14 protein-coding genes are annotated in these 17,545 nt (G+C 42.7%); 7 read left to right on the forward strand and 7 right to left on the reverse strand.

Annotation, left to right across the window (positions count from 1 at the left end; genetic code table 11):
- Positions 1-78 precede the first annotated feature (78 nt).
- Positions 79-2,520, forward strand: coding sequence for a methyl-accepting chemotaxis protein (locus F612_RS12985; RefSeq protein WP_019557263.1), 2,442 nt, complete (start codon positions 79-81; stop codon positions 2,518-2,520).
- Between the two features lie 87 nt (positions 2,521-2,607).
- Here the strand turns inward: F612_RS12985 and F612_RS13255 are convergent, their stop codons facing one another.
- From F612_RS13255 to F612_RS0108110, 4 genes are read right to left on the reverse strand one after another with little or no spacing between them, the layout of a single operon-like run.
- Positions 2,608-2,994 carry a cation diffusion facilitator family transporter gene (locus F612_RS13255; protein WP_019557264.1) on the reverse strand — a complete coding sequence of 129 codons (387 nt, stop codon included), beginning with the start codon at positions 2,992-2,994 and terminating at the stop codon, positions 2,608-2,610.
- On the reverse strand, positions 2,891-3,136 hold the full coding sequence (locus tag F612_RS13410; RefSeq protein ID WP_083917318.1) for a cation transporter: 246 nt from the start codon (positions 3,134-3,136) through the stop codon (positions 2,891-2,893). Before F612_RS13410 ends, F612_RS13255 begins: the two co-directional genes overlap by 104 nt.
- A complete protein-coding gene (locus tag F612_RS13345) occupies positions 3,066-3,281 on the reverse strand; it encodes a hypothetical protein (protein ID WP_019557265.1) in 216 nt (71 codons plus the stop codon). The genes F612_RS13410 and F612_RS13345 overlap by 71 nt, the downstream gene beginning before the upstream one ends.
- An 8-nt stretch (positions 3,282-3,289) precedes the next feature.
- Positions 3,290-3,967 (reverse strand): ComF family protein, encoded by a 678-nt coding sequence (locus tag F612_RS0108110; RefSeq protein ID WP_019557266.1) that lies wholly within the window; start codon positions 3,965-3,967, stop codon positions 3,290-3,292.
- 159 nt (positions 3,968-4,126) lie between these two features.
- Here F612_RS0108110 and bioB point away from each other — a divergent pair, with 159 nt between their 5' ends.
- The 4 genes from bioB to bioC all read left to right on the forward strand — a co-directional run bounded on the left by bioB (position 4,127) and on the right by bioC (position 8,296).
- Positions 4,127-5,146, forward strand: a complete 1,020-nt coding sequence (bioB, locus tag F612_RS0108115) for a biotin synthase BioB (RefSeq protein WP_033394625.1) — start codon at positions 4,127-4,129, stop codon at positions 5,144-5,146.
- Positions 5,147-5,211: 65 nt separating this feature from the next.
- A complete protein-coding gene (gene bioF / locus F612_RS0108120) occupies positions 5,212-6,405 on the forward strand; it encodes an 8-amino-7-oxononanoate synthase (RefSeq protein WP_019557268.1) in 1,194 nt (397 codons plus the stop codon).
- 61 nt (positions 6,406-6,466) lie between these two features.
- The gene (locus F612_RS0108125; RefSeq protein ID WP_019557269.1) at positions 6,467-7,273 is read left to right on the forward strand and encodes an alpha/beta fold hydrolase; all 807 of its coding nucleotides are present in this window, start codon (positions 6,467-6,469) and stop codon (positions 7,271-7,273) included.
- A 42-nt stretch (positions 7,274-7,315) separates the two neighbouring features.
- The gene (gene bioC / locus F612_RS0108130) at positions 7,316-8,296 is read left to right on the forward strand and encodes a malonyl-ACP O-methyltransferase BioC (protein ID WP_019557270.1); all 981 of its coding nucleotides are present in this window, start codon (positions 7,316-7,318) and stop codon (positions 8,294-8,296) included.
- A gap of 53 nt (positions 8,297-8,349) precedes the next feature.
- Here bioC and F612_RS0108135 read toward each other — a convergent pair whose 3' ends face one another.
- Positions 8,350-9,942, reverse strand: a complete 1,593-nt coding sequence (locus F612_RS0108135; protein ID WP_211209476.1) for an FMN-binding glutamate synthase family protein — start codon at positions 9,940-9,942, stop codon at positions 8,350-8,352.
- Positions 9,943-10,420: 478 nt separating this feature from the next.
- Between F612_RS0108135 and F612_RS0108145 the strand changes: the two genes are divergently transcribed.
- Entirely contained in the window at positions 10,421-12,820 is a 2,400-nt protein-coding gene (locus F612_RS0108145; RefSeq protein WP_019557273.1) for an HD domain-containing phosphohydrolase, read from the forward strand.
- Between the two features lie 8 nt (positions 12,821-12,828).
- On the forward strand, positions 12,829-14,001 hold the full coding sequence (locus tag F612_RS0108150) for a DUF3095 family protein (RefSeq protein ID WP_019557274.1): 1,173 nt from the start codon (positions 12,829-12,831) through the stop codon (positions 13,999-14,001).
- A 210-nt stretch (positions 14,002-14,211) separates the two neighbouring features.
- On the opposite strand, the gene F612_RS0108155 is transcribed toward F612_RS0108150, so the two are convergent.
- Together F612_RS0108155 and F612_RS0108160 are read right to left on the reverse strand one after the other, a co-directional pair.
- Complete coding sequence (locus F612_RS0108155; protein ID WP_019557275.1) at positions 14,212-14,724, reverse strand: DsrE family protein; 513 nt, start codon at positions 14,722-14,724, stop codon at positions 14,212-14,214.
- A 145-nt stretch (positions 14,725-14,869) separates the two neighbouring features.
- Positions 14,870-17,545 carry a cation-translocating P-type ATPase gene (locus tag F612_RS0108160; RefSeq protein WP_019557276.1) on the reverse strand — a complete coding sequence of 892 codons (2,676 nt, stop codon included), beginning with the start codon at positions 17,543-17,545 and terminating at the stop codon, positions 14,870-14,872.

Here is a 17,545-nt window from a genome sequence, read left to right on the forward strand (position 1 = left end):
TAGGTTTCAAACATGCCTGACAGCAGTCGATACGCAAAATCAACTCAGAACGGCTCCCATAAATACAGGTGTACATCAATGTTAAACAAGCTGACCATTAAATCTAAACTATTGTTACTTGCTATAGTGCCTCTAATCACTTGTCTGTTTTTTGCCGGCAAAGATTATTTAAACCAATCTGAACTATTGTCAGAAGTGCACCAAAGTCAGATCCTCTTTGCGAACAGCATCGAACTCACTAATGTAATCAATGACTTGCAGTTAGAAAGGACCTATACGGCTGGTTATGTGGGTTCTAAAGGTAAGTCCAATGTAAATGAATTACAGGCTCAACGACAAGTCACTGACATAACAATGCAAAAATACTTAGATTCATTGGGTGGACTGTCCAGTGAAATGGAGCCTACGTTAGCATCAAAGATTGAGGCTCAAACAGATAAAATCGTTAATGCCTATTCAGCAGTGCAAGATATTCGACCTAAAATTGATAACCTATCGACTAAAAAAGGGGGCAAACTCTTTTCAGAACTCAATATCACTATTTTGGATTTGTTAGTCATTTATGGTCAAGGCGCCTCTAGCCCCGCCCTCTCGTCGACCTTTAGCAGCTTATATTATTACATTTCTGCTAAAACTCTCAACGGTGTCGAAAAAGCGGTTCTAAACAATGTATTTACGCGCGGTTCTTTCAACAAAACACTGGCCTTTAAATTTAACAAAGCCCTGTTTTCTAAAAATGTCTATCTCAATAACTTCATGATGAATACGACACCAGTAAACGTTAAATACATTAACCAAATGCTCAACGATGATGCTTTTCAAGAGGTCAAAAAATTCGAACAACTTGCTTTAGACAACCTGAATGGTTCGGCAATAGCCGTAGACTCAGACCAATGGCAAGCTCAAATGGATAATGCGCTGAATTTACTCGATCAGGGAGAAAAACACCTATTAACGCAAGGCGTTAATCTCACTGACACACTTTATCAATCTGCTAATAATGCAGTGTTAATAACCATAACGATTATCGCGATCAGTTTGATATTGGTATTCATTATGATGATTTCAATCATCAGAAGTATCCAAAATTCTGTTGCGGCATTATCGGATGCCATGAAAGCCGTCGAAACCGATGGCGACTTCTCCGTACGAGCCACAATCAATGGTTCTGATGAGCTTGCCGTTCTTGCGAAAACATATAATCAGCTACTCAGCTGTTTAGATGAGTCCATCCAAGATATTAACCGCGTATTGGGTGCGGTTAGCCAAGGAGATTTTTCTCAATCAACCGATGAGAATGCCAAGGGAAGTTTACTACTACTGCAGTCTGGCACCAATACGGCCACCGGCTCTGTTTCCATGATGATGACCGAATTAAATAAGGTCATGAATGCGATCGCTGACGGTAATTTTGCGATCCGCTTAAGTGAAGAAGTGCCTGAGTCCTTTAGAAGTAAAGTTGATTTGGCGATGGAGACACTTGAACAGTCCTTTAGTGAAATCACCAAAAGCATTGCTGGATTAGCGAAAGGTGACTTCACTCAACAAATTCACCTCCCTACTGCAAAAGGCGATATTAAGTTACTAATCGATGATGTCAACTTGTCCATTTCTGAAATTCTTGCGACCTTTGATGAGATTAACAGCGTTATGGCCACTCAAGCAAAAGGTGATTTAACCTTTAGAATCAATGGCCAGTATGACGGTTCTTATGATGTTCTTAAAAATGCCATTAATGTGAATTCAGAGCAAATGTCTTCTGTCATCAGACAAATTCAGGAGGTTTCGCAAACGGTCGATAAAAATGCATCAAACTTAAGTGCATCTAGCGAATCGTTATCTGAAAGAGTTCAGCAACAAGCCGCCTCGCTAGAAGAGACTGCTTCTGCTCTAGAAGAAATCACCTCTACTGTGGAACATGCTACTAGCTTAACTAATGAAGCCAACATTAAGACGAGTGAAGTAAAAAAACAAGCAGAACGAGGCGAACAAGTTTTAAATGAAACTGAACATGCGATGCAAAAAATTAAACAGATGTCCAATAACATTGCCAGCATCGTAGAACTCATCGATTCCATTGCCTTTCAGACAAACCTACTGGCCTTGAATGCCGCCGTTGAAGCCGCAAGAGCAGGAGAACATGGCCGAGGGTTTGCCGTGGTAGCGAGTGAGGTTAGAAACCTGGCAGGACGATCTGCAGGCGCGGCTAAAGAAATTAAGGATTTGGTTGATAAAACCAACCAAGAAGTGACTAATGGTGAAACGCTCATGCAATCATCGGTCAAAGAACTCCAGAAAATCAACCAAGGCGTTCATCTGGTCAGTCAAACCATTCAAGATGTGAATAGTTCTGCCCAAGAACAAGCGATAGGGGTGAGTCAGATCAATTTGGCCGTAAATAGCCTTGATAAGGATACCCAAGAAAATGCGACTATCGTCGAAGTGACCTCTGAAACGGCAAAAACATTAAAGCAAGAAGCTTCGCAATTGTCGGCTATTGTCTTAAAGTTCAAAGTGTAATACGGATGAGTTATCTGCTAATGATCTGTTATCAGATAACTCGCTTCCACAACCCGTCATTAAATGGGCTTTCATAAGAATGCCCCTCTAACAAAAATTGCCCGCTATCAGCACCACAACCGCCCCCTCTTTTAGCATCAACTGCGCCTTAATCAACATCTCTTTTATTGAATTCGTTCCGATTTGACTTTCCAAGCGCAAGGTTACATGCTGTATTTTGTGAACGTCTAATAAATACTGTTTAATCTCGGACAAGGTGACATTATTCACGTGATCTAAATCAATTTTTGCGTGCAAAGTTATCATCACTTGGTCTTCGTTAATTGCGCTCAGAAAATAGAAGTGCTTTTCTAAATTTTCTGCAATGTATTTAATTTCGTATCCTGCAGGCACACCTTCCAATAAAATATGCCCTGATTCTTTCGTGAGACGATAAGCTCCAACGCCAATAATGGCCGCCTTGAGTATCGACAATTAATAACCGTGTAAACCCATTGACAAACGCGGTCAGTATTTGAAAACGGTGACAGCCAAACGACATCCGCTCAGTCACAGGTTTTTGGCTCAAGTAAAATCCCCACCAGGCCATTCCTAAGGCCAAAGCATCGGTCATCATGTGCACCCCATCGGCCACCAGTGCGATCGAGTTGACCCACAATCTCCACAAACATATAACTGGCTGTAATCAGTGCGGCAATCAAGATTTTCTTTTGGTTGTGTTTATCAGGCTTAACAGTATGGCTATGATGATGTGAAAGCACTTACCCTTTCACTCCGTTTTAGCGACTGACCAGGCCTGGCAGGTTTTTATAGCTGTCTTTTGATGAATTAATTTGGCCACTTGTTGCATGGTGGCACCCGTGGTAATCACATCGTCCACTAATGCGATATGCGACATACCTTCTAAGCGTTCTGGATTGACTTGAAATGCATTTTTGAGGTTGTTTTTACGTTGACGAGCGGTCAAATGTGTTTGAGATGGCGTATTTGTTATGCGAATGACCGCCTGCTTGATGACTGGCCGTTGCAGTAGTTTACTCAGGGCTTCGGCTAACAATTCCGCCTGATTATACCCACGGATTCGCCGTCTTAATGGATGAGTGGGAATCGCGACTAATGCCTCAACCTGGTCTAACTCTAATCGATCGACCATCAGGTCTGCAAACAACCGCGCATAACTGGCTTTACCATGGTATTTAAAATCATAAATAAGCCTATCCAATGGCTCTGCAAAATAAAAACCGACTTGAGTACGAGAAAAAGCCGGCGGGTTCGTTAAACACGCGCCGCATAAATCGGACTGTAAACTCGGTTCGCAGCAGACAGGGCAGACTTGCATCGGTTGTTTAAGGGCTTGAATAAGCGTTTCAGCCAAATCGGTTTCACCTCCAACCTCTCCGGTGAGGACACAACGTGGGGGTATTAGCCATTTTTCTAAGTTATGCATACTGACTCCTTACTGTGGGGAGGTGTCTCAAGTCATCTCATAAGGGAATCTAATCGATATCCTTTAGATATCAGTTATAATACGCCTTATTCAGTCAGTATTCATTTACTGAGATCATCACCGATAGTACACCGAACAATGGATAAACAGCATATGAACATGGAAAACGTAGGCCAGGTAAGACACGATTGGACGCTTGCAGAGATTCGCGCCATTTTGGACCAACCTTTCAACGACCTTATGTTTCAGGCACAATTGGCGCATAGACAGCATTTCAATCCGAATACCGTGCAAACCAGTACACTGGTCAATATCAAATCGGGTGGTTGTGCTGAAGATTGTTCTTATTGTTCACAAAGTGCGCGTAACCATACCGGGCTAGAAAAAGAGAAGATGATGGAAGTACAAGAAGTCATCGAGCAAGCGTTGGTGGCTAAAGAACGTGGCGCAACTCGTTTGTGTATGGGTGCCGCTTGGCGTAACCCGGGTAAAAAAGATTTCCCACGTGTATTAGAGATGGTGCGTGTCGTTAAGGATCTCGGTCTAGAAACCTGCCTGACGTTAGGCATGTTATCGGACGAGCAGACTAATCAACTAAAAGAAGTCGGCTTGGATTATTACAACCATAACCTTGATACTTCAGAAGCGTTCTACCCACAAGTCATTACCACCCGTAGCTTTCAAGATCGTTTAGACACCATTGATAAAGTACAAAAATCCGGTATTAAAGTCTGTTCTGGTGGCATTATCGGCATGGGTGAGCAGCAAAAAGATCGTGCCGAGTTATTGCGCACCTTCGCAAACATGCATGTTCATCCAAATTCTGTCCCAATTAACTTACTGGTGCCGATTGAAGGTACACCTTTAGCGCATATGAAAGGTAAAACCGACTCTTTCGAATTTATCCGGGTGATTGCCGCGGCACGTATTGTTATGCCACAAACGTATGTCCGTCTATCAGCAGGTCGTATGACCTTGACTGACGAAGCACAGTCTTTGTGTTTCTTAGCCGGTGCTAACTCGATTTTCTACGGCGATAAGTTACTGACCACCGAAAACCCAGAGTCCGATCATGACATTCAACTGTTTGCCAAATTAGGCATTACCATGCAGCACAATGTCAAAGCCGAAGCCGCCGCAAAAAAGATGGCTGAGCAAATCACCGAACTCTCAGCTTAGAGAGATCTTACTCGGGTTAATCAACTTACGTCCTGTAAATCAACTAACCTGAGTAACTTAATTCCATGTCCATAAAAGACCGCTTCCAACCACTGTTAAACGAACGTCGTCAACAGCACCTCTATCGTAGTCGACCTTTGGTCACCTCTGCACAAACCGTCCGCATGCAAATCAATGGCTTACAGGTCATTAATTTTTCCTCCAATGATTATTTGGGTCTAGCCAATCACCCAAAAATTAAACAGTCCTTAAGTCAGGCCTTGCAAACGGATGAGATCAGTTATGGTTCTGGTGCCGCGCATTTGGTGACGGGGCATCACCTGCAACACCATATTGCCGAAGACGAACTTGCCGACTGGTTAGGCTGCGAGCGTGCCCTGTTATTTTCTACCGGTTATATGGCTAACCTCGCGGTGCAACAAGTATTAATGCAACCGGGTGATACAATCTTGGCGGACAAGTTAAATCATGCGTCCTTGATAGATGGTGCATTACAATCTGAAGCCACCTTGAAACGCTATCCACATTTAGATATGGTCGCCTTAGAACGTCGTTTGCAACAAGCCTCCTCTCAAGGTGGTCAAGTCATGATTGTCACCGATGGCGTTTTCAGTATGGATGGAGATTTAGCGCCACTGCAAGATATTCAAAGGCTCGCACAAACTTACCAGGCCTGGTTATTAGTGGATGATGCCCATGGTTTTGGTTGTTTGGGTGAACACGGCAAAGGCTGCTTTGAATACTTCGGTTTAGAACCCGATCAAAATACCATTCTAGTCGGCACCTTAGGCAAAGCCTTTGGTTGCTCAGGTGCATTTGTCGCGGGCAGTGCAATATTGATCGAAAGCCTTATTCAATTTGCACGACCTTACATCTATACGACCGCCATGCCACAACTCAATGCACTCGCGATTAGAGAAGCCTTAAAACTGGTACGCTTCGCTGAGGAGGGTGGCGCTTCACGTGAAACGCTTAAACAGCACATTAAACAATTCAGAACGGGCGCCAAAGCTATTGGCCTCACCTTATGGAATTCGCCCACGTCCATACAACCCATACTGTTGGGCAGCAGTGAAACAGCCTTGATGTGGAGTGAAAAACTCAAACAAAAAGGCTTTTGGGTAAGCGCTATTCGCCCGCCCACGGTTCCGGCCGGACAAGCCCGTTTAAGAGTCACCCTCTCAGCGAGCCATAATAAAGCGCAGATTCAAGATTTGCTTAAAGCTTTAGAGCAAACTCAGTTAGAATTAACAGGCTAATGTACAGCAATACAGAACAACTTAAGAGAATCTTAAGCTAAAGAAGAAAGATGATACAACGATGCTAAACACAGACACCTTCGGTCAAGGTCCAAACCTGACACTGTTACATGGCTGGGCGGCACAAAACAGCGACTGGAAAAATTGGGCAGAAACCGAATTGGCACCATTTTTCACGGTCACTTTAATCGAATTACCTGGCTTTGGTAATAGCGATGCCCTACCCGATTCCAAACATATCGAAGCGGATTGGATTGCCGCGATTACCGCCGAGCTCCCTGAAAAAACCCATCTACTGGGCTGGTCGTTGGGCGGACTGCTTGCACAAAAAATTGCTAAGCAGTCTCCCGAACGCATCCAAAGTCTAATTTGTTTAGCCAGCACACCGCGTTTTATCCAAGCCGATGATTGGAAGTGGGCTGTATCGCCGACTTTAATTGCTGATTTTATCCAAGCCATCGGCACAGACACCGCGGCGACCTTAAAACATTTCTGGAAATTACAGATTCAAGGTTCGGATGGCGCTCGCAAGCTCATCAAAGAGTTTATGAGCAAAATAAAAGACAGTCGCCTTCCCTCGATAAAAGGCCTTTTACAGGGTTTAGAACTGCTTAAATCCATCGATTGTCGCCCCTGTGCCCAAGATATTAAATGCCCGGTTCTCTGGCTACTTGGTGAAAATGATCCTTTGATCCCGGTGCATTTTATACAGGACTTTATGACAGAATTCAGTACAATACAGCCCATTGCTAAAGTAGAAATCTTGTCTGGGGCAGCGCATATGCCTTTCATATCGCACCCAAGTGAGACGGCTGAACAGATCATCGTCTTTCTTCAAGATCAATCACCCCTTTTGCAAAGTACATAATCGCTTACTCCCTAGCGACTTAACAAACAAAGCGATCTTTGCATGCATGAAACGTCTTCATTACACTTAAACCGTGTTAACCGCCAGCACATTAAAGCCCATTTTAGTCATGCTGCTCCAAGCTATGAAGCCGCCGCAATTCTACAAAAAACGGTGGCCGAGCGAGTCGATGAACGCCTCGATCTCACCACCATTGAAGTCCAAACCGTTTTAGATATTGGTTCAGGTACAGGACTCTTAACTGAAAAAATCATTGCCCGCTATCCTGTCGCTCAATGTTTTGCGGTCGACTTATCAGAAAGCATGTTATTGCAATCTCAACCCCGCCTGCAAACGCCTCGTTTTCCGGTTCTTGGTTCTTTTATTAATCGGTTTTTGAGTGCCTGTTCTTTAACCAAAGGCGTTGCTAATAAAACGGCGGCGACCCGCATCAACGCCGATGTCTATCAGCTACCATTTGCTGACCACAGTGTCGATCTGATTGTCAGCAACTTAATGTTGCAATGGTGTGATGATTTGGATGCAGTATTTGCCGAATTAAGACGAGTACTACGTCCTGAAGGACTATTGATGTTCACCACCTTTGGCCCAGACACACTCAAAGAGCTGCGCCAAGCCTGGCGCGCCACCGATGCCAATTACGAGCATGTGAACCATTTTATTGACATGCACGATATTGGTGATGCTCTGATTCGAGCAGGTTTTGGCCAACCTGTGATGGATATGGAGCTGTTCACCCTCACCTATGACAAGCCGATGGGTGTATTGAAAGACCTCAAAGCCATTGGTGCCACCAATGCCAATCAGAACCGCAGTCAAGGATTGATGGGTAAAACTAAGTTTTACGCTATGCTAGAGGCTTATGACGCTTTAAGAAAAGACGGTAAAATCCCTGCTACCTATGAAGTGGTGCATGGCCACGCATGGGCCGCTCAAGAGGTGATGAAAGGTCCGAACCGTAATAAATCAGGACATATTGAGATTTCGCTTGAGCAGTTTGCTAAGCAAACTAAACAGCTCTGATGAATAAAACAACCAGGCCTGGTTATTTTATTCATTTTTCGAATGTCATTCGTTTACCAGTCACTGGCGTGAGCGCGCGACCAGACTCTCTTCCAACTTTCTGGCACTGACGCTTCGTGCAGTAAGCAGCCTTTCTCTAAGCTTGGAAAAATGTCTTCATAGGTTTTTATCTCTGTCCCACTAACTCTTCGATTAAGATCCTTAGCCTGAATCTCTTTTGGACTTGAAAGCCCTACCGCGGCTGTAATTTCCCTAAGGTTTGTCACCACCTTTTCTTGGTAACTGGCAACGCGTTTTCCCTTTATATCGATATTCAAAGCTTTATAACGACTTGGATCTTGCGTCGCAATACCCGTAGGACATTTATTAGTATTACAACTTCTTGATTGAATACAGCCTAACGCGAACATCATACCTCGAGCCGAATTGATCGTATCTGCGCCTAACGCTAACAACCTAAAAATATGAAATGCTGAAAATGCCTTACCCGAAGCGATTAAACGAATCTCTTCTTTCAAGCCAAAACCCACCAAAGCAGAATAAACGATATTGACGGCTTCTCTTAAAGGAGTGCCGATTGAATTGGTAAATTCAATCGGGGCTGCACCTGTCCCACCTTCTCCGCCATCCACCGTTATAAAATCAGGTTTGATACCAGTTTCAACCATCGCTTTGCAGATGGCAAAAAACTCTTCAGTCTTGCCAACACTTAACTTAAAACCAACGGGTTTACCCCCTGATAAAGTGCGCAGTTGTTGCACAAATTGGAGTAACTCAATCGGTGTTGAAAATGCAGTATGCGCAGGAGGAGAGACAACATCTTCACCCATGTTAACATTGCGGATTTGAGCAATTTCTTCTGTTACTTTTGCAGCAGGTAATATTCCACCATGCCCTGGTTTTGCACCTTGAGAAAGTTTGATTTCAATCATCTTTACATTAGGGTGACATGCATTTTTTGTAAACAACTCGGGATTAAAATCGCCCTCAGAGGTTCGACACGAAAAATACCCCGTGCCAATTTGCCAAACCAAGTCGCCGTTTTCTTGCAAATGGTAAGGTGATAAGCCACCCTCCCCGGTATTATGAGAAAATCCGCCGATCTGTGCTCCTCTGTTTAGCGCGATTATCGCATGCTTACTTAAAGCGCCAAAACTCATCGCTGAGATATTAAAGATGGCTGAATCATAAGGTTGCGAGCAGTCTTTCCCACCAAAGGTAATACGACAGGGTTCTTTCATCACTTTTTTAGGTGCAATTGAATGGTTAACCCACTCATAACCTTCACGGTAAACATCAAATTGAGTACCAAAAGGACGTGTGTCGCGCGCGCCTTTAGCGCGCTCATAAATCAAAGAACGGAACTCTCTGTTTACAGGTGTGCCATTAAGGTTGTCTTCCACAAAATATTGTTGAATCTCTGGTCGAATGGATTCAAACACATATCTTAAATGCCCAACCACCGGGTATAGACGCAAGAGAGTATGGTGCTTTTGGGTGACGTCGTATATTCCGAGCGCGATAAGTGGCACTATAAAAATATAAGCCCATGACGCTTCAGGCCAAACCAAAGAAATCAGATAGACAAAAAGTAGCGATATAACTGAAACAACTACAAATAAATGTTTTACGGTTGACATATTCACCTCGACTTAACTTTTAAAACCTTTTTCGAGTATACAGAAACAGTCCACAAAAGTGAGCATGTTTTATTTGATAAGGACGTGAACCTTTGGAGAATTATCATGAAGGTTGCAAGGCTAATGACAACAAATCTAATCACAGTTGTAGTTATGTCAGTTATTGCCATCATGGCATCCTTAATAGGCATGCCTCAAATGGATTTCAGAACAATGTTAAGAACCTATCACCCAAATGATGCCAATAATAGTCAATGGTTCTTAGGCAGGCAATGATATTATGATCATTATGGATAACCTGATTAACCCTATCGTTTGAGACCGTTTTAGGTATCACCTATTAAAGAACACGAATAGACGTATAATATAGCAAACCTTATTTATTATTTTGGTTGCGCCTCTCGAATAGGTAAGTCCTATGACATGGCCGGATCGAATATCGACTTAAGAAGAGCCTTTGTATACGCACTGGTTAGGAAACAAAATGCTAGGAATAGAAATTCTAGGCGCTCATGGCAGTGCTGCACAAGCACACCATTGCACCTGTTTTAAACTGGGCGAAAATATTCTGCTTGATGCCGGTGATGCGATGGCCTCACTCGGTGAAAAAGTCGTTTATATCGAGCATATCCTGCTTACTCATTCGCATTTTGACCATATCAGAGATCTGCCTTTTATCATAGAAACATACTATGAAAAACGCCAAACGCCCCTGAAGATTTATGGATTGCCACGTACACTTGAAGCCCTTGAAAACCATCTATTCAATGGTGTAATCTGGCCACCATTCCACCAGATAATCCACCCTAATTTTAAAAAAAACAGCATAGAGTTCATACCTATAACGTTCGACACGCCCTTTGAGTTAGGTGTTTTCCAATTTACTCCATTTCCTTCAAATCATACCGTTGATTGCTGTAGTTACCTCATTCGCCATGCCAACAGTGCCTGTATCATCTCATCGGACACCTACCTTACTCACCATCTTAATGAGGTGATCCATCAAAATCCAGATGTGACGAGTCTCTTCATTGAGTGCTCTTTTCCTTCTCGATTGGAGGCGTTGGCTAAACTCAGCAAACACCTGACACCTAAACTTTTAAAAGAGCAACTGAGCGGTATTCATAGGCCTATACATACCTATCTTTATCATTTAAAACCTAATTTTGAAGCAGAAATCACCCAAGAGATTGCCCAAAACTTTAACTCTGAAAGCTTGCATCAAATTTCAGGGTTTTTAGAAAGCGGTCAGAGTATCGATCTCTTTTCAGAGAAACCCGTGGTGACTCGCATTCCCTCAAGTATTTATTGTGCAGGTCAGCAAAAGCAATTAACCGCGTTACTAAACATTTCCCAAATTCTCTCAAGCGAACACAATCTAGAGCATTTGTTAGACATGATTATTGATGAAGCCATGAAGTTTACCCAAGCGGATGCCGGCACACTTTACCGCTATAACAAAACTCAACAGCAGCTTGAGTTTACGGTTGTCAGAAACAATACGTTAAATATTCATATGGGCGGTACGCAACAAGAGATTACTTGGCCAAACGTGTCACTGTATCAAGACGAAGTGCCTAATATCAGCATGGTAGCGGCCACTTGCGCGTTAGAAAAACGTCCTCTGAAAATTACCGATGTATACAGTGAGACGCATTTTGATTTTAGCGGCACACGAGCGTTTGATAAGCGCACGGGTTATCAGTCTAAATCGATGTTAGTGATCCCATTGCTCACCAAAGATAATGAATTATTAGGGGTCTTGCAACTGATCAACAAACATAATGAACACCAAGAAAGCATCGCTTTTTCTGAGCAAGATCAAACCAATACGATGGCATTGGCTTCTCAAGCCACCCTCTCACTCTCCAATGCCTTACTCGTCCATCAGATGGAAGATTTATTTGAGTCTTTTGCGACCGCCATTAACATCGCATTTGACGAAAAATGTAGTTTTACAGGCATTCATATTCGGCATGTCGCAAAACTGGCCGAATTGATTTCCCATGCCATTCACCAAGATGACACGGTTTATGCCGACATCCATTACAGCCATGAAACCCTGCACAGTATCAAAATTGCTGCTTTGGTACATGACATCGGTAAAATATCCACACCTGAATTTATTTTGCATAAAGCGACTAAGTTAGAAAAGAACATTGACCGAATCCATCTAGTGGCATTAAGAATTGAGTTAGCCAAACAAGCGATTTTAATTGAGGGGTTGAGCCAATATCTACCGCGTGGCTTAACTCTAGACAACTTGTTAGAAAAACATCATTCAGCGATGCAATTATTAGAGGAGGATGGTGCGTTTTTACACAAAATGAACAGTGGTCGAGAATCTTTGGCGCCCGGATCTGCTGAGCGGATTCACCAAATAGCCCAACGCCAATACCCTTTTAAGGGTAAAAATAGACCACTCTTGGAAAGTGATGAAGTGCTTAATTTATGTATTCAACGCGGCACACTGAACGAGACCGAACGCCAAATTATTATGAACCATGCACGCTTATCGTTAGAGATGCTTCAAACGCTACCTTTTCCAGAAAAATACGGTCAAATTGTCGACATCGCTTCCAACCATCATGAAAAACTTAATGGTCAAGGTTATCCGCGTGGTTTAACCGCTCACGAGTTAACACTTGAGGATCAAATCATGGTGTTGGCAGACCTATATGAAGCGCTCTCATCTAAAGAACGTCCTTATAAAGCACCGATGGCCATTAACCAAGTCGTGGACATTTTGTGCGATATGGCGAATAAAGGTGAAATTGATAAAACCCTGTTACGCTTCTTCTTTGAGAAGGGTATATACAAACAATACAACACTTATCTTAATCCTGAGCAAATCACTGATTTTGAACTCAAATTTAACGAGTGATCGACTGTATGCCATCCCAAAACAGCTATTTTGAAGAGTCTATTCCCTACCAAAACCTGTTTGCCAATGCCTTACATCAGACGGCTTATCTACCTCTGCCAAAAAATTGGTTTGTCGTGATTACTGATATCCAAAATTCCACTAAAGCAATTGATGCCGGCCAATACCGTGACATCAACTCCATTGGGGGAAGTTCGATAGCCGCAGTGGTTAACGCGACTAAACCTAGAGCCATTCCTTACGTATTTGGTGGCGATGGAGCTAGTTTTTGCGTCCCTCCGGAACTGCTCGAACCGGTTAAACAAGCCTTACGAGGGTGTCAACAACTGGCGCTTGATTCAGCACAACTCGTATTAAGAGTCGGCATCATTCCCTGCCATGAATTAGACAAGCCCGTGTTTATCAGCCGATTTAAACGAACAGAAAACTTAAAACAATTTTTCTTTATGGGCGGCGGGCTGGAAGAAGCCGATGACAAAATAAAATGCAATGACCAGTATGAATTAGCGATTGATACACCTGTTAAGGTGGATTTTTCTGGATTTGAGTGTCGATGGAATGAAATTCCGAGTCCAAAAGAAGTCACCTTTAGTTTGATTGTAAAGTCTCGGTTGATGAACACTGAAAAGACATTAGCGTTATACCAACGACTAAGCCAACAAATTGTCCATGACCTTGGCTCGTTACAAGACAGTGCACCTTTGAGCCAAGAAGCCCTGACCTTGAGCTTCAATCGAGATTCGTTAAAAATAGAAACTGCGAGCAAAACGTTTCAACAAGGGATTTGGCATAATCGGCTCGAACTGTTACGCATTCGCTTACAAAACATCGTTGGTATTTATTGGATGAAGATCTCAAAAATCTATAAAGGTTATAACTGGGGGAACTACAAAAAGGACCTTATTAAAAACAGTGACTTTGAGAAAGTGGATGATGCTTATCGTACCGTTTTATCAGCTGAACAAACACAGCTGGATGCGTTGTTAGCATGGTTAGACAAGGCCCATTATCAGGGATTGCTGTTCTATGGTTGTCATCAAACCCATTCTGCGATTATCACCTGTCTCATCACGGAAACAGGCCAGGACCATATTCACTTTGTCGACAGTGTCAATGGGGGTTATGCGGTGGCGGCTAAACAGTTGAAACAACAGATGGCAGCAGAGAAAAACGCCTTTTAGAGTCTTTAAAGGAGTTGATTTTCATCTTGTATAAGGTATTTTGAACCTTCTATTTATGCATTCAAATGCCCTATGAGGCTCCCTCGTTGCACTTATTTATATTCGACCAGGCCTGGTTGTTTATTCCGAACCCAATCCATTCTGTCCATTTTATGCAACTCCTCACCGCCAAGTCTTTGGAGCAGTTAGGGCACTACCTTTAAAACTATTTTAAAATTTAATATAACTATAACCCTGCATTTGCAGATCGATCATTCTCGTATAAGCATCAAAGACCATCTTAACGCCGGGCAATAGATTGCTTGCAGTCCAGTGATGAGCTTTCATGGTGACATGACACATCTCAACACTTACGCCATATCCTAAGAGCTCTGAAATGACCTTTTTATTGGGATTCTCATCAAAAGGATTGCCGGTAACGGCTTGATAAGTTTCATCATTTACTAGCCAATATCCAGCCGCGCCATGAAGCACAATACTGATATGGACTTGCTTTAAAGGAATTTTTTGGTTTTTGTACGCTTCAATTAACCCGCGAACATAATAAAGCCCCTTACCAATCCCGGCTTCCATATCATTTTGATTAATATCATAAACGACTTTAATGTCATTCTTGTGTTGAACCGTCAAAATTTCAGGTGTTGATGCGTAGGTAAGGGATGAAATGAGGGTTAAAAAAACCAAACTGAACAAAATTGAAAAACGTTTAAATTGCATAAACATGGTGATTCTCCTGGAGGACAGTGGATATTTCAGTTTTATTGTAAAAGATTCAACGTCTTTAAAGCGTGTATAAAGGATGACGTTTTAAAGACCTCTTTTGCATATTAAACATATTTGAAGCAAAAAACCAGGTCAGGTTAACCCCTTATTGCCAATGCGCTTTTGCTTTCTGATGTGTTTTGTACCACTCATGGTACAGAATCAAGACAATAGGGAAAGGTATTAACAGCCAAAGATTTTCAAAGGGCACAGTGGCTGTATTAAATATGCTCTGTACCGCAGGGATATATAAAATGGCTAAAATCAAAACAACCTCCATCATCACACCAAACCAGATCATTTTATTGGTTCGGGTTAACCGCCATAAAGAGTCCTCCCATGAACGCAAAGTAAAAACGTTTACCATCTGACAAGTGATTGCGCCCAATAGAGTCATCGTCATGGCTTGGCGATGAAATTCGTCATTAATGCTCAAATCTCCATATTGCCAACCATTGAGAAATAAGAAGCCTAAAAAAGCGAACATAGCGGCTATGCCTTCAATTAAACCTATCATAAAATAGCCACGCTTAAAGACTTCCCAATCGAGAATTTTTTCATTTTGACCAACAGGAGGACGTCGCATAATATGTTTTTCGGGCTTTTCCGCCCCTAACCCCAAACCTGGAAGTTGATCCGTCCCCAAATCAATTAAAAGAATCTGTATGACCGATAGTGGCATTGGAATTTTTAAAAAGAACTGCAAAACATAAGGCACTATTTCAGGGACATTAGAACTCAGAATATAGGTAGTAAGCTTCTTGATATTAAAATAGACTGTCCGTCCCTCTTCAACGGCAGCCACAATTGACTTAAAGTTATCGTCCAGTAAAATCATGTCGGCGGCTTCTTTGGCAACATCCGTCCCTGAGCCCATCGCAATACCAATGTTGGCCTGTTTTAATGCAGGAGCATCATTGACACCATCCCCCGTCATGGCGACCACTTCTCCATTGGCCTGCAATAATTGCGCGATACGCAGCTTTTGTGCCGAAGCCATTCTAGCAAAGAGGAGATGCTTGCTGCTTAACTTAGCCTGCAAATCGGTATTGGAAAAACCATCGAGTTCATGCCCGGTAAGCACTTCATCTACTTTTAATCCGATTTTTTCTGCAATGGCTTTGGCTGTTATCGGGTTATCCCCCGTAATCATCATGACTTTTATGTGCGCTGAATAGCATTCTGAAATCGCTTGTTTGACATCCTTTCTCGGCGGATCGATCATGCCCACCAATCCTAAAAAGACGAGATTGTCTTCTCCATCGCCGGATTTCATAGCAATGGCCAACACGCGGTAAGCCTGTTTAGCCAGCTGGAGGTTTTGTTGTTCTATTTGTGATTTATGCTCTCGTGTTAATGTCTGCTTTGACGCTACTTGTATTAAAGTACATAAAGGTAAAACGGATTCCACTGCACCTTTCACAAATAACTGCGTTTTCTCACCTTGCGTGACCAAACTCGACATCATTTTGCGCTCACTAGAAAACGCATACTCTTTGACCTTTTGCCACTCGACTAAAGGTTCACTTTTACACTTTTGCGCGGCCACCACTAAAGCCGCTTCAGTTGGATCACCCATAACAAGGTGTTCTGCATGATTCACCGTTGCATGGGTATTCACTGCTGCGACGGTCAGTAACTGCTGTAAGTTCTCAATACCTTGCTTGCTTGATGGGGTTTTAAATTGACATTCACCTGGTTCAAAATAGCCATTACCCGTAAGCTCTACTTGACTGCCATCGGCTAAATAAATAAAGTGGGCGGTGATCTCATTTTGCGTGAGAGTACCGGTTTTATCAGTACAAATGACCGTTGCTGAACCCAATGTCTGTACTGAATTTAAGTTTTTAATGAGCGCCTGTCGTTTTGCCATGCGTTGTGATGCCAAAGATAAGGATAAGGTAATGGTCGGCAAAAGTCCTTCGGGGACATTGGCGACAATCAGAGATAAGGCAAATATAGCGGATACGAGCAAACCTCTGTCTGAAAACCACCCTAAGAAAAAAAATACCAGACCCGCGGCTAACGCTAACAAGGTCAACACAGTTGTCATGTGCTTTATCTCTTTTTCAATAGGTGTTTCTAGAGTAATGACTTCAGAGGTCATACTTGCAATCTTACCAAATTCAGTCGTATCACCTGTAGTGGTGACAACCGCTAACCCATTGCCGTTAGTGATGACCGAGCCGGCAAAAACCATATTTTTGGCATCCAACTCTCTTTTCGCATCGCCTGCCAATAACTGACGAGAAGCGGGGCTTGATTCACCATTTAATACTGATAAATTCAGGTAAAGATCATTTGCACTGAGCAAAATTGCATCCGCAGCAATCTTATCACCCTCCTCTAGTTGTAAAATATCCCCTGGCACAATCTGCGTGGCATCCACTGTACATAAGATACCTTGGCGAATCACTTTAGCTTCCGACTTCACCAATTTCAGCAGCGCTTCCATTGCTTTATCGGCTTTAAACTTCTGCCAAAAAGTAAAACTGGCATTCAAGACAACGGCACCAAAAACGGCGTAGGCTAAAATATCGTTCCCTTCTCCCGGCTGGAAATAATCTGCAATGAGGGCTAATACCGCGGCGACTTCTAACAAGATAGGGAAAAAGGAGATGTACTCTTTCAAATACTCAATTCGATAATCTTTTTTGGCTTTTTGTTTCAGCTGATTAAGACCAAAGGCCTCTAAACGATGCACGACTTCTTGCTGTGATAGTCCAGATTCACTACTGTGCAGTGATTTTAATACCTGCTCAATGGGCTGTTGAAATAACAT

The sequence above is a fragment of the Thiomicrorhabdus arctica DSM 13458 genome (assembly GCF_000381085.1).
Lineage (GTDB): Bacteria > Pseudomonadota > Gammaproteobacteria > Thiomicrospirales > Thiomicrospiraceae > Thiomicrorhabdus > Thiomicrorhabdus arctica.

Coding starts and splice junctions, on each gene's coding strand:
- F612_RS12985 (WP_019557263.1), top strand. CDS start 79: ATGTTAAACAAGCTGACCATTAAATCTAAACTATTGTTACTTGCTATA.
- F612_RS13410 (WP_083917318.1), bottom strand. CDS start 3,136: ATGATGACCGATGCTTTGGCCTTAGGAATGGCCTGGTGGGGATTTTAC.
- F612_RS0108110 (WP_019557266.1), bottom strand. CDS start 3,967: ATGCATAACTTAGAAAAATGGCTAATACCCCCACGTTGTGTCCTCACC.
- bioB (WP_033394625.1), top strand. CDS start 4,127: ATGGAAAACGTAGGCCAGGTAAGACACGATTGGACGCTTGCAGAGATT.
- bioF (WP_019557268.1), top strand. CDS start 5,212: ATGTCCATAAAAGACCGCTTCCAACCACTGTTAAACGAACGTCGTCAA.
- F612_RS0108125 (WP_019557269.1), top strand. CDS start 6,467: ATGCTAAACACAGACACCTTCGGTCAAGGTCCAAACCTGACACTGTTA.
- bioC (WP_019557270.1), top strand. CDS start 7,316: ATGCATGAAACGTCTTCATTACACTTAAACCGTGTTAACCGCCAGCAC.
- F612_RS0108145 (WP_019557273.1), top strand. CDS start 10,421: ATGCTAGGAATAGAAATTCTAGGCGCTCATGGCAGTGCTGCACAAGCA.
- F612_RS0108150 (WP_019557274.1), top strand. CDS start 12,829: ATGCCATCCCAAAACAGCTATTTTGAAGAGTCTATTCCCTACCAAAAC.
- F612_RS0108155 (WP_019557275.1), bottom strand. CDS start 14,724: ATGTTTATGCAATTTAAACGTTTTTCAATTTTGTTCAGTTTGGTTTTT.
- F612_RS0108160 (WP_019557276.1), bottom strand. CDS start 17,545: ATGTTATTTCAACAGCCCATTGAGCAGGTATTAAAATCACTGCACAGT.